Origin of the sequence: Terrimonas pollutisoli, assembly GCF_029360765.1 — a bacterium.
Lineage (GTDB): Bacteria > Bacteroidota > Bacteroidia > Chitinophagales > Chitinophagaceae > Terrimonas_B > Terrimonas_B pollutisoli.
In genome coordinates this window covers 65957-79584 of record NZ_JARKNA010000007.1, presented here as the reverse complement: position 1 = coordinate 79584, position 13628 = coordinate 65957, and the positions used below count along the sequence as shown (strand labels likewise).

11 protein-coding genes are annotated in these 13628 nt (G+C 39.3%); 2 read left to right on the top strand and 9 right to left on the bottom strand.

All coding sequences use genetic code 11. From position 1 onward, the window contains the following. Window positions 1-16 precede the first annotated feature (16 nt). Window positions 17-1297, bottom strand: coding sequence for a sterol desaturase family protein (locus P2W73_RS13835; protein ID WP_276502653.1), 1281 nt, complete (start codon window positions 1295-1297; stop codon window positions 17-19). Between the two features lie 195 nt (window positions 1298-1492). On the opposite strand from P2W73_RS13835, the gene bshC reads away from it, so the two are divergent. Continuing rightward, a complete protein-coding gene (gene bshC, locus P2W73_RS13830) occupies window positions 1493-3097 on the top strand; it encodes a bacillithiol biosynthesis cysteine-adding enzyme BshC (protein WP_276502652.1) in 1605 nt (534 codons plus the stop codon). Between the two features lie 7 nt (window positions 3098-3104). Here bshC and P2W73_RS13825 read toward each other — a convergent pair whose 3' ends face one another. The 8 genes from P2W73_RS13825 to P2W73_RS13790 all read right to left on the bottom strand — a co-directional run bounded on the left by P2W73_RS13825 (window position 3105) and on the right by P2W73_RS13790 (window position 11131). Beyond that, complete coding sequence (locus tag P2W73_RS13825; protein ID WP_276502651.1) at window positions 3105-3905, bottom strand: hypothetical protein; 801 nt, start codon at window positions 3903-3905, stop codon at window positions 3105-3107. Window positions 3906-3992: 87 nt separating this feature from the next. Next, window positions 3993-5381 (bottom strand): undecaprenyl-phosphate glucose phosphotransferase, encoded by a 1389-nt coding sequence (locus P2W73_RS13820; RefSeq protein WP_276502650.1) that lies wholly within the window; start codon window positions 5379-5381, stop codon window positions 3993-3995. A gap of 124 nt (window positions 5382-5505) precedes the next feature. Then, window positions 5506-6378: an aldo-keto reductase family protein gene (locus P2W73_RS13815; protein WP_276502649.1), complete on the bottom strand. Its 873-nt coding sequence runs from the start codon at window positions 6376-6378 to the stop codon at window positions 5506-5508. Further along, entirely contained in the window at window positions 6378-7394 is a 1017-nt protein-coding gene (locus P2W73_RS13810) for a Gfo/Idh/MocA family protein (RefSeq protein WP_276502648.1), read from the bottom strand. Before P2W73_RS13810 ends, P2W73_RS13815 begins: the two co-directional genes overlap by 1 nt. Window positions 7395-7397: 3 nt before the next feature. Further along, window positions 7398-8138: a WecB/TagA/CpsF family glycosyltransferase gene (locus tag P2W73_RS13805; RefSeq protein ID WP_276502647.1), complete on the bottom strand. Its 741-nt coding sequence runs from the start codon at window positions 8136-8138 to the stop codon at window positions 7398-7400. A gap of 110 nt (window positions 8139-8248) precedes the next feature. Then, window positions 8249-9355: a glycosyltransferase family 4 protein gene (locus P2W73_RS13800; protein ID WP_276502646.1), complete on the bottom strand. Its 1107-nt coding sequence runs from the start codon at window positions 9353-9355 to the stop codon at window positions 8249-8251. 93 nt (window positions 9356-9448) lie between these two features. Further along, a complete protein-coding gene (locus P2W73_RS13795; RefSeq protein ID WP_276502645.1) occupies window positions 9449-10168 on the bottom strand; it encodes a polysaccharide deacetylase family protein in 720 nt (239 codons plus the stop codon). Window positions 10169-10225: 57 nt separating this feature from the next. Continuing rightward, window positions 10226-11131: a glycosyltransferase family protein gene (locus P2W73_RS13790; RefSeq protein ID WP_276502644.1), complete on the bottom strand. Its 906-nt coding sequence runs from the start codon at window positions 11129-11131 to the stop codon at window positions 10226-10228. Window positions 11132-11489: 358 nt separating this feature from the next. Between P2W73_RS13790 and P2W73_RS13785 the strand changes: the two genes are divergently transcribed. Further along, window positions 11490-13628 (top strand): PKD domain-containing protein (locus P2W73_RS13785; protein WP_276502643.1); only part of this gene is annotated, 2139 nt, incomplete at its 3' end.

Genomic DNA, 13628 nt, shown 5'->3' with positions numbered 1-13628 from the left:
TCCCCGCTTATAAAATTTATGAACTTATTGCCAGCGAATGATCTTCTTTGCTGTGGCTCCACGCAAACCAGCAGTTGATCAAAAAAGAAGCAATAAAATAGGCAGCGAGAAAATATTTAATGGACCCCGAATAATCATTTGTTCCAAACCAGTCCTGTTGCTCATACAGGAATAATAAAGCAAGTCCGCAACGAAGAATATCAAAAACTATAGCGTAATTATTCCTGTCCATCAGGTCTGTAAGTGCATACACACTTAGAAAAATAAAGCCTGTATACCAGAAAATATAAGTTTCATCCAATTGATTGATAGTTGCAATATTCCCGAACAAATAGCTGATGAAGAAAAGTATCATGAGCAATTGAATCCAGCACCATGTATTAAAGGCAAATGATGTCCGGGTGTCATACTTTTCAAAATTGTACACATCTTCAATTTTGTAAACAGGATATTTTTCGATCATGTCAGCCGGACGATAACCAGTTGGCTTGAACCATAGGGTAAATTTATCTTTCCAGCTATGGGTTCGCCACGCATCTTTCAACAATAACCAGAAATGCTGAAAATTTATTTTAATAGGGTTCCATGTTCTGACGGGTCTTGTAATGCCGTATACAGGAGGGATGTTTGGCAATTCCTCCTGGTAAGTGCCAAACCATTTATCCCAAAAAATAAAAATCTGGCCGTAGTTTTTGTCAATATATTCCGGGTTGATGGCATGATGCACCCGGTGATGCGAAGGGGTTACAATAATTTTTTCTAAAAAGCCCATCTTATTAATGTGCTGGGTGTGGTACCAGAATTGAGCAAATAAATGAAGGGGAGCCACTACATTTATTACTTCAGCAGGAACCCCGAATAAAGCAGCAGGTAAAAGGAAAATAGCAAAGGTCTTTACAATTGATGATATACTTTGTCGTAAGGCACAGGCAAGGTTGAATTCCTCGCTGCTATGGTGAACGATATGTCCATTCCAAAAGAAATTGGTGACGTGCTGCAGGCGATGAACCCAATAACCGGCAAAATCCAAAGCAAAGAAGGCAATGATATAAACGATCACCTTATTTGGTATTTGGGTAAGTGACAGGTGTTTTAATAAAAACGGATAGGACAGAACGATAAAGGAAAGACCAATCACATCTTTTGTCACATTGGTAATCCCGCTGCTCAGGCTGCTGATCATATCGAGATTACGGACCGTATCTTTTCCTTTGTAGACGCCATACCATTTTTCAAATAACACCAGGGCCAGGAAGGCAGGCATGGCAAATAGGAGTATTTTACCGTAGGTTTCCATGTGCAAGCTTGTGTTACGAATTTACAAATGTTTTAAAGATTTTTAAATGGCTTGCTGTTCCGGTGATCTATCTTAGCTGCAAACACACTGAATGAATACAAAATTTTGTGTTTTGAGTGCCGGATTTGAACGAAATCGTTAAAAATTTGTTGAGAGGTAGGCAGCGTTTTACCAACTTCTTACTTTTATAGCAATATGGACTGTATATCTACACGACTATCTTATCGCCAGACCGGGGCTTTTACTAAACTCGTACAGGATTATGTTGACCATTCAGAAAAATTGGCTTCTTTTACAGCACATCCTCCAACATTAGATGGAATAAAAAAAGCTATCGAATCGAGAAAAAAGTTTGCAACAAACCGTGAGTTGCTGGTACAGGAACTAAGAAAACAGTATGAAGTTGTAGAAGCGGCTGAAGCAGTTAGAAAAAATATCGACAGCCTGTTGTCCAGTGACACTTTTGTTATAACAACAGCACATCAGAATAATATTTTTACGGGGCCGTTATACTTTATTTATAAAATTATTCATGCCATTAAACTGGCCGATCATCTGACGCAGGCTTTACCCGGGCACAAGTTTGTTCCCGTATACTACATTGGGTCGGAAGATGCGGACCTGGATGAGTTGAATAACATCAGCCTGGATGGTGAGAAAATTGTTTGGAATACAAAACAAAAGGGAGCAGTTGGCCGGATGAAGGTTGACAAAGATTTTCTGCAGTTAATAGATAAGATTGAAGGTCAGCTGGCCGTATTGTCACATGGAAAGGAGACCGTTGAGTTGCTGCGAAATAGTTATTCTCAGCACGATGATATACAAACTGCGACTTTTAAAATTATCAATGCATTATTCGCCAAATACGGCCTGGTAGTATTGTTGCCTGACAATGCAAATTTAAAACGACAGATGATTGATGTTTTCGAAGACGACTTATTGCGTCAAACAGCATCAGCCATTGTTGAAAACACTTCTTCGAAGTTAGGAGAGCTTTATAAAGTGCAGGCACATCCGAGGGATATTAATTTATTTTACCTGCAAGATGATATTCGTGAGAGAATTGAGTTTAAGAATGATCGTTACGATGTATTGAATACCAAAATGTCTTTCACAAAGGACCAATTGCTCCGGGAGCTGAAGAATCACCCCGAAAGATTTAGTCCTAACGTAATCCTCCGTGGCTTGTACCAGGAAACTATTTTGCCGGGAGTGGCATTTATCGGCGGAGGGGGAGAGTTGTCTTACTGGCTGGAATTAAAAGATTTGTTTGATCACTACAAGGTTCCATACCCTGTACAAGTTTTAAGAAATTCTTTTCTGATCATTGAAGATAAATGGAAGGAAAAAGTTGAGAGGCTTCAGCTTACAATTGAAGATCTTTTTTTGCCTGAACAGGATTTGGTCAATAAATTGGTAAGACGGGATTCTGATAAAAAGCTCCGGCTGAATGGAACATTGACGGATACTGAAAGATTATACGAAGCAATAAAGGACCAGGCAGCATCAATTGACGTCACTCTCGGGAGGCATGTTGAATCTTTAAAAACAATAACGCTGCACCGGTTGAAAGAACTGGAAAAGAAAATGCTTAGGGCTGAAAAAAGAAAATTTTCTGATCAGCAACGCCAGGTCGAAAAGATCAAGATGGCTTTGTTTCCCAATAAAGGGCTGCAGGAACGCCGTGAAAACATGCTCTATTATTATGCAAAATGGGGTCAATCATTTATTAAAAGACTGTACGAGCATTCATTGAACATGGAACAGGAATTTGTCGTGTTGCAGGTTGTTGAAAGGTAAGTTCGTTCTAATTTTTTGCAGTAATATATTTCAAAGCCGCGGCTATCATTCTTTCATTTTGTGCAACCCTTCCATGTTCAGTTTCGCAATTCAGGTAAGAAATATTTTTGCCGGCAAAATATACACTTAGTGACCCGTCTTGCTCAACATTTATATCGTCCTGCAGCACAGCATTGAAATGCCTGGCAGATAAATACTGAAAGAAGAGGCTGTCGGTGGTTAAGAAAAAATCATCAGTATCCTGGCCGGTTGCAACAAACACTTTTTTAGCATCCTTTTCTCTTTTGTTACCGGGCAAATATTCAGTCACGGATAAATTTCCGTTAGTATTGTTGTGCAATGCAATCACAAATCTTGTTTCGCCAGGTATTAATTTTAAAATATGGGAAGCAAAGCTCTCTACTTCATCCACTAGTTTTGAGTTTGCTTTTCCCGATTGTGCCAATGTTTTTCTAATACCTGTTCTTGAAAATATCCGGTTTGGGTCAATGGAATAATTTTTTCCACGATGCCTGAATTGAATATTTCGCTTGCCGTTATTTTCAATCGTTATCAAAGTACCTCCGGAATTTTCTAATGTACTTGACACTCCCTCAACAGAAGTGTTCTCATCGTCATGGAGGTTGATAAAAACATAATGGGAAGCAGGGCCATATTGCAGCATTTTTAGCCTGACCTCAGTGCCACCTAACTTGTGCGTAACAAGGGAAACTTTCGGGATAAGTTTTTCAGCGCCACGGCTATTAACCTGGGCTGACAATAAACTTGAGTAAAAGGCAGAAATAAAAAGGAAAGTATTTTTTTTCACCAGACCTAAGATATAACTAATAAAAGTGATTGTTGGTTACACCTTAGCAAATATCATTCTAAGTTCGCTGCAGATAACAAAATGTTATTAATAAGCGTTCTTTTCTCCTTTCGCCATATTAAAGGCAGTCATCAATATAATGCGGGTATCGAGCCAAAGGCTCCAGTTTTCGAGATACCAGAGGTCGTATTCAACCCGGTTGTTGATATCCTGCATATGTTTTATTTCGCCGCGATAGCCGTGAATTTGTGCCCAACCTGTTATGCCGGGTTTTAGAAAATGTCGAACCATATAGCGATTCAGTAGCTTCGAATAATCGTCAGTGTGTTTCAGCATATGCGGTCTGGGGCCAACAATGCTCATATCACCCATAAATACATTCAGAAATTGTGGCATTTCATCAAGGCTCGATTTTCTTAAAAAGCTTCCAAGCCGGGTAATACGGTCATCATTTTTAGTGGCTTGCTTTTCATTGGATTCTTTGTTCACCTTCATGCTTCTAAACTTCAAGCAATTAAATGCCTTACCGCCTTTACCGCTTCTTTGTTGGGTAAAAAATATAGGTCCTCTTGATTCCAGCCAGATTAAAAGACCGACAATAGGGATCAACCAGGATAAAATAAATAGGATTACCAGTGAACTTGCCACAACATCATAAAACCTTTTTTTTATGCGATTACCCACGTCATCCAGTGGCTCTTTGCGTAGTGACAAAACCGGGATGTCTTTTAGATAGTCAAGATGGACTGGTTTACGAATAAAATGATTGAAGTCGGGAACAATTCTAAAACGGATACAAGCCTGGTCTGCTTCATTAATTAACCTGTAAATCCCTGATTGCTGCTCAGGAGCAATGGTGGAAAATATCTCAGTGACTTTATATTGTTTGGATGCTTCGATGGCATCACTGATGCTTCCTACAATGGGATAAACCGAGAGTTCATTTACATTTTCTTCTTCTTCACAAAAACCCACAACTTCGGTTTTAAGAGGCTCCTGTTCAAGATAGGTCGCCAATTTTTTTGCCCTGTCATTATAGCCAATGATCATCACTTTTCGAACAATATGATCCTTGCTTTGAAAATATTGTTGCATGGCCAGGTGCATAAACCGGTTAATCAACAAGCTAATGGCAAAGGAAGAAAGAATACTGACCAGGAATAAACGTGAAATATCCGCCTCTTTATAAAAGAAGAGGTAGAGCATCACCAATGCAAGAAAATATGCATAAGCCGACATGGTTCGCTTCGAAAACCTTTCGAAGGAATAAATGTAGGCATCGTGATAAATACGGGTGCCCCAACTTCCAACGGACCAGGCTACATTAGAAAAAAACCATAAGTAGGTGTATTGGATCTTATTGGATTGAATGGCGTCTGCAAAAACATACTGGCAGATCAGGAATACCAGGTTCAATACAACTAAGTCTAATACAATAAAAGTTATCCGTAGTAAATTTGTAAGTCTATGGTTCATTGTATTTTTTTTGAATGCATTCCAACTACACTTAGTTTTTCAATTTCATTGGCATTCATACAAATCTTCGAAATATAAACAGGATTACGATAGGATACTTTTTAAATGGACTGCGCTCTAAATATTAAGCCGATAAACGCTTTTGATCATAATGACGGATGAGTGATGCCGTTTCATGAATATTACCCTTAGAGGAGGCTCCAAACAAAATCGATTCAATATTCGGCAAGTTACTAACATATTCGATTGCTTCTCTCGGGGAAATAGCGCCGCCGCCTAATACCTGCATTGCAATGGCTCTTAACTCTCTTGCCTTTAAGGTTTTTTCATAGATTTCTTTACCGCCTGACATCCGGAAACCAGCTTTATTAATGGATGAACAAATAATAGGATTTTTAATTCCTCCTTTTTCTAATACATCCAGCAGCTTTGGCATATTCATCGTGATAAAACCCGCCTCTGCGTTATATTTTTTCTGAATATATTTATAGAAGGCAACAAAAACTTCTCCCGCCCTTAATCCCAAAAGCAAATCTGTGATCACGTTTTGTAAGAAAATAACGGGGGTGTCTATTCCTTTGAACATTTTCATTTCCGAATCGATCAGCAGTTCCATGATTGCCATATAATCTTTTGATAAATAGGCAACCCCTCCTTTAAATAGAGATCCAAAAAAATTGCCAGGCACATACTGTTTAAGTGTACCGGCTATGCCCAACTCAGTAACGGCGTTAGCGTACTTATGAGCATAAGGCATACAGGGATAAATTTTAAAGCCCTGGTAGTTTTCCGGTTGTTTCCGGATGATATCACAAATATTAGCGATCCTGTCGTGGGTGGTGCACATGAAAGTATTGATTCCTTCATTTCTTGCATCATTCAGCGTTTTTATAATGGCTTCATCTGTTTTAAAGCGAATGGACTGCGCCCTTGATTTTTCGTCTGAAATATGGTTAACGGCAAAGAATTGATTATCTCCAAAAAGAATTTTTTCCATTATATAGTAGTTGAACTTTTTTTTAATATTGAAATGGCGTAATCTGTATTGTGTGCACTGGCAAAGGTGTTGATGGTATTCGGTTTCTTTTTCTGAACCGCCTGGATAAAATAGTCTAACTGTGCAGAGTATTCTTCTCCCCGTAAATAGAAGTCTACCTCTTCGGTTAGTTCCGTGATGTATTTTACATTCCAACCTTTTGAATAGCCATTTAATTGGGCATCGCCTTTTAAGTAAACTTTCAATTCGTTAGCATCAGAAATAATCTTTCCCTTTGTTCCTGCTATAGTAATGGAAGTCGACATTTTTCTGTAAGTATCGTCGCTCCAATTTACAGAGAGTACCCCGGTGACGCCGGATGACAGCTCTAACAGGGAATAAACCGCATCTTCCACCTGGTTTGAGTAAATTGATTTCAAGAGTGTGCCTTTTGAAGCTTTCACAGGAGAAAGTATGTCGTTTATCAGGTCAATTACATGAGAGGCATAGTCGAGCAAGCAGCCACCACCTTCTGATGGGTCGGAACGCCAGGTATCCTGTTTTTTTCTTGTTACAACCGGGCCGTACGATTCGGCAACGAAGTGATATACGTCGCCTAGAACACCACTGTCGACTATCTTCTTTACTTCCCGGAAGGTGCCAATGAATTTATTGTGATAGCCAACTTGTGTAACGAGATTTTTTTTCGCTGCCAGTTCTACCAATTCTTTTCCTTCGGGTACGGTCAGGCAAAAAGGTTTTTCGGCAAAAACATGAATACCGTTTTCCAGTAAATCTTTTATAACTGTGTAGTGAAACTTTGTGGGTACGGCCACAACCACCGCATCAGGCCTCACTTCAGCAATCATTTTTTTATAATCAGTAAAGCAATTAAAATTCCCGTATTTGGATAAAAAATCATTTACCATTTTTGATGTATCACAAACACCCACTACCTCTACTTCAGGGGATGCTCCTAAAATTGACAAATGAGAAATTCCCATCTTACCGGCTCCAATCAATGCGACTTTTAACATAGTTTAATCTTTAATTCTTTTTATATAAGTAATATGCAATAGAAGGTCCCTTACAAATTTTAGTTGATTACCCGTGTTTCGTTTGAAGATTTCAGGCCGTAAGAAAATTCTTACCAGCCATTCGAGCCTTAGTTTTATCCATATTTTAGCCGGTCTTGAACTATTGCCGGCATACCAGTCAAATACGTTTCCAATTGTAGAAATGATCCTGGCATTAATGCGGTCTTTGTGTTCATAGGCCCATTTCTCCTGCTTGGGAGCTGTGAGCCCTACAAAAAGAATATCGGGTTCGAATGCATTTATGGCATCAATAATTTTATTATTATCCTCCTGTGTGAATTCAGACTTAAAAGGAGGGGAGTAAGAAGAAGCGCTAATGTCAGGGTATTCTTTTTTTAACCGGGCAATAATTTTTGACAGCGTAGCCTCTGAGGAACCCATAAAAAAGACTTTCTGTTTATTTTTATTTGCTTCTGCAACAAAATAATCGAAACAATCCTGTCCGGCAATTTTCCTGATATTCTTTCCATGCAACAGTATCGATCCCATGGCAATACCGACTCCATCTAAAACAAGAATATCTGTTCCTTTTAGTGCTTTTTCAAGAGCCTTATCTTTTGTTGCAAGACCGTAAGAGTTTGGGCTAAAAGTATTAAGTAATGTTTTTTGGTCATATGAAATTTTGTCAAGCGTGGAATTAAACACCTCATAACCTAATACATTGATGGTTGGTATTGTTTTCATATTATTTAGTGTTTCGTAGTAAGTAAGCGAGGTACAAATATTACAGCAATACTAAATTTGGTAAGGTTTAATTGAAACAGTAACTGTTCTGTCCGTAAATCGCTGCGAATTTAAGCAGCCTCTGCAACCTGGTTTAAAATGTTTAAAAATCTACTTTCAAATTTGTCCATCGTAAAATTCTCCTCAAACCTTTTTTTTGCTGCAATACCCATAGATGTACGTAATTCATGATTGTTTATTAAAGTGATGAGCTTTTCACTCAGGGCACTGGCATCTTGCCGTGGAACGAGAAAGCCGGTTACATTATCGACAACAATATCCGGAATACCCCCTATAGCACTAGCGACAACCGGCAATCCAAATTGCATGGCTTCAAGTAACACCAGGCTGAAGGTTTCGTCAAACGAAGGCAAGACAAAAATATCTGCATCCTGGTAAAATTTGTTTTTTTCGATTCCGTATTTTTTCCCGTGGGCAGTAACAATTTCACCCAATTCAAGTTGATTTACTTTTTCGGTAAACATATTTTCGGTAATGTCCAGCCAATCTCCAACAAAATGACATTCAAAATCGATATTTTTTTTCTTTAATTGCAAGCATGTTTCCAAAAGAGTGAACACTCCCTTAGCCACCATCATGTTGGATAGAAAAAGAAGGCGGGTGCGGCTCTGCTTTACTTTTATCGCAGGTGTGTTGTTACTTTCTGGTATGCCATTGGCACAATAAAAGATCCGTGCAGGTTCTACATATTGGCTGATGTCAGAATACAAGAAAGGTGATAAAAGGATGATCCTTGTTTTTTTTCCACCCAGCACAAACTGATAAAGAAACCGGTTGATTTTATTACTCTTACTACCCTCGGCAACGCCTTTATTATGGAAATGAAGTAGAATTTTTTTGCGGAAAATTTTCAAAATAGTCACAATCAAAAAATCCTTGTAGAAAGCAACGCCTTTGCTGGTCAATGTGACATAACATACCGCATACCTGGTGCGAATAAGAGATTTAATGGTAGAATAGATGAGCTGAACGAGAAACAGAGCTTTTTTTGAACTTGCTTTACCAATCGTATCTATACTTTTTGAAGCTGAAAGATTCAAAAAGCTATTTTCAAAAGTTTCATTGATTCTTTTGTTCTTTTTTATATAGTCGCCCATCAGGGCGGCGCCATGTACAGGCGGCGGCAGGTGTAATATGAACAGTATTTTTGGTCTCATTAAACAATTTTCTTTTGATAGGTTCCGGTTGCGAATAGCTTTTAGTTGTTTGTAAAAGCGATGTTTTTCAAAAAAGATTGGAAAAACTAACGATTACGAAAATTGGATAAGATGTTTGTTGGAAACATATTTTATTTCAGGGATGCCAGAAATCTTTTTGAAGACATTTTCCATCTTTTTCCAAAGGCCTTTATTTTCTATTTCCCAGGAATGCCCCCATATATGCAGGCACCCATTTTTTGCAATCGACTCTTCAAGGTATTTGTCTGCCAGGCGTTCAATGTCTGTTTGACAATTTCCCTGCATCCATAAAAAGAGATTGTTGAATCTTCTTCTCTTTAGAAGATGTTTGAAGTAAGTTACCTTTGAATGTTCATAAACTTGAATAGTAGTCGGAATTATTCTGTCTGTCCCTGTTGTTAAATTCATCAGCTCAGTTGTCCGGGCTAACTTAAATCCAGTCTTGAAAACTACATCAGCCGCCCCTTTGTTGTACTTACCTTTTGGAAAACAGAAGCTAGTAGGGTATTCTCCGGTTATGTTTGAAAGCCAGTTGTAACATGCTTCTACTTCAACTTTCCAGGTTTTCAGATCAATTTCCTCCGCAGTCAAATGATTTAATGTGTGTCCCCCAATTTCAAATCTTTTTGCCAATGCCTGTATACTACCTTCATCCATCACTCTATTTTCAGCATTATTTTTTGGAATATAAAATGTTCCCGGCAGTTTGTATTTGTCCAATAACTCGGCAATTTTAAAATCCAATGGATGTCCATCATCCCAACTTGTCGTTATTATCGCACATTCAGCCATATTGTCAATTCTTTATACTACTACTTTTAAGGGGTTAATAATCGGTGAAAATAGAAATTAAATTTTTGATAATACAGCATTTACAATTTTGTACCAGGCCCTGTTATAAATTTTATAGGGTCGGGTAAATTGATTAATGATCTTTTTGTCTATTTTGACCGGAACAGAAAAATCTGTTGATAAAGTCGGGTCGTTGTCAAGATGCGTGTAAAACCGATTGAACTTTTCTTTTGTATGGGTTGCATGTGAGGAATCGAACCCAACGTTTTGAATTTTTGAAACGGCGGGATGAACGGAATACAGGTCGTGTTTGAACTGGTGGAAACACCATCTTATGGCCCAGGAATTTATTTTGCCTTCCCGTTGTTTTTTCAATAAACCAGTCATATCTGAGCCCATTTCATTGAATTTTCGTTGCGCTGACTTATCCTTCATAAACGAGGAATAATCCTTTACCTCCCAGTCAATTTTTTCCCACCTGCTCTTCCAGGTACCCCAGCCACATGAATCTGAACGTTTTGTAAAAAAAACCGTATTCTTTTTCAGGCCCCTGACAGGCGTACTAAAACCTGCAACCGAAAATATTTTGGGATTATTCTCGTAGTAATTTAATCCTTCATTCATATAAACAAGGAAATTCCGACTGGTAACGAGGTCATCTTCCAGCACAATGATCTTGTCATATTTATTCAGCATATCCGTGACTCCGCCAATGATGGATTTGGCCAACCCTTTGTTTTCAGCAGCTTCTGTGATGGTTACCTTTTTAAAACCTTCAAGTGTCTTCAGGTAATGGCGGATCTCTGAAACCAGCGGCTCATCAGCTTTCGTCTTCGCAGCATCCGAAAAAATGAATAATTCACTTTCAGACGCAAGAAAATTTTGTTGGAGATTTTCGATCGTAAGCTTGAGAGTATCTAGCCGCTTATAGCAGAAAAGCACTACTGGCGCAAGAGTTTTCATAATAATAAATAATTGCTCGGAATTAAAAAAACTATGCGGTTTTAGCTGGGAGTAGTGGAGTCAAAAGAGTGTAAAAACTCTGATTAGCAGTTAATCACAGGATCTTGATTGCGATCATATGGGTAAAAATAAAAATAAAATTGGCATTATACTATTAATTCAAAAAAAAGAATTTAAACAGAATATGCAGGACTCTAAAATTCTACTTCGTCAAAACGCTAAGGGCTTTCTCATATAAATTTTGCCATGGATTGATTTCACACAACAAAACAAAACTTCCTTAGGATTTTGTTTGCAATTGGCATATACTTTGATTAAATTCACATTAGAACCTATTATAATCCAATATCTTATACGTATGTACCCTACGAAAAACTACGTTACCGTAGGTAACGTCATCCGAAACTATGTGGCTGCGCTTGTCTGTGTATTTTGTTGTCAGGTTTCTTTTTCGCAGACTAATTATCTAAAGCTTCCTGCCAGCGCTCCCCGAACTTATAATGGCCAATCAAATTTTGTGATTGAAAATCTTTCCTTCACAAATATGAATGGAAATAATATCACGATTTTTAATGGGAATAATATTACGATCCGTAATTGCTATTTCGGCGTTTCAAAAGGAATTGGTGTAGAGCTTGAAAATTGTAGTAATGTCACTATTGAGAATTGTTTCTTCGCGAATAATAAATCGGGTGTATACGCTACCTCCTGCTCTGGAATAAAAGTCAATAACAATCAATTTATCAATGCCCAGGGGCCTTTTCCCAGAGGGCAATTTGTTCAATTCAATTCAGTTACCGGAAGTGGCAATAGTGTAAGTGGAAATCGCGGTGAATGTTTTCGGGGCGAATCATATGCGGAGGATCTCGTTAATATGTATCGTTCAAACGGTACTTCCGGAAGCCCTGTACTGGTGAAAGATAACCTGTTCAGAGGAGGTGGCCCGAGTCCTTCTGGTGGCGGTTTAATGAGTGGAGATTTTGACGGTGGTTATGTAATTGTTGAAAACAATAAACTCGTATTTCCCGGCAACTATGGAATCGGGATTGCAGGTGGTAATAACATTAAGCTGCTAAATAATTCTGTTTACTCCGAACGCAGACCCTGGACAAATGTCGGTATCTACGTTTGGGCGCAACAGGGGGCATCCTGCTCGCAAATAACCGTTGAAGGGAATAAATCTACCTGGACACATAAGGATGGTTTCAATAATCCTTTCTGGGATGGTGGAAATTGCGGTCCCATTACCTGGGATGGCCTCAACTCCAGCGGACAAAGTCTTGCATCAATGAATTTTCCGGAACAATTGATTACTTGTGTTACCGAAGATGAGTTGTGGCAGGTTCGTGAACAGTCAAGGGAATTTGTGGTAACTGTGCAGGTGAATGAAATGCCACCATGGTTGCCCAGACCTACAGCCGATGCAGGTGAGGACAAAACAGTTACAACCACTACCACCACTTTATCAGGTTCCGGTGGAAATACTTATCGGTGGGTGCAGGTATCGGGTCCCGGCAATGCGACCTTAGCAAATGCCAGCTCAAGTGATGTTAGCCTTAGTGGACTTATAAACGGAACTTATACTTTCAGATTGGAAGCATACGATGCAGAAGGCGCTGCGGATGCAGATTGGGTTGTTTTAAATGTATCTAACAGTCAACCGGCACCGAATCAGGCGCCTGTTGCTAATGCTGGCAATGACATTACGATTACTTTACCAACGAGCACCGCTACCTTGAATGGAACTGGTTCATCTGATGCGGATGGAACGATAGCATCGTATCAATGGACACAGGTATCAGGTCCCAATACAGCAACGATTGGCAATGCTACTTCGGCATCGGCTTCTTTGTCGGGTTTGATAGCAGGAACCTATAATTTCCGTTTGACGGTTCGGGATAATGATGGTGCAACAGACACCGATGATGTGACTGTAATAGTTAACCCGGCACCGGTAGTTAACCAGGCACCTGTGGCGGATGCCGGTAATGCCATTACGATTACATTGCCAACGAGCACAGCTACCTTAAATGGAACTGGCTCATCTGATGCAGATGGAACGATAGCATCGTATCAATGGACACAGGTATCAGGTCCCAATACAGCAACGATTGGCAATGCTACCCAGGCATCAGCTTCCTTGTCGGGTTTGGTTGATGGAATATATAATTTCCGTTTGACGGTTCGGGATAATGATGGTGCAACAGACACGGATGAGGTAACTGTAACAGTTAACCCGGCCCCAGTTGTGAACCAGGCTCCGGTGGCAAATGCAGGTAACAATATCACCATTACTTTGCCGACGAGCACAGCTACTTTGAATGGGACTGGCTCATCCGATGCAGATGGAACGATAGCATCGTATCAGTGGACACAGGTATCAGGTCCCAATACAGCAACGATTGGCAATGCTACCCAGGCATCAGCTTCCTTGTCGGGTTTGGTTGATGGAATATATAATTTCCGTTTGACGGTTCGGGATAATGATGGTGCAACA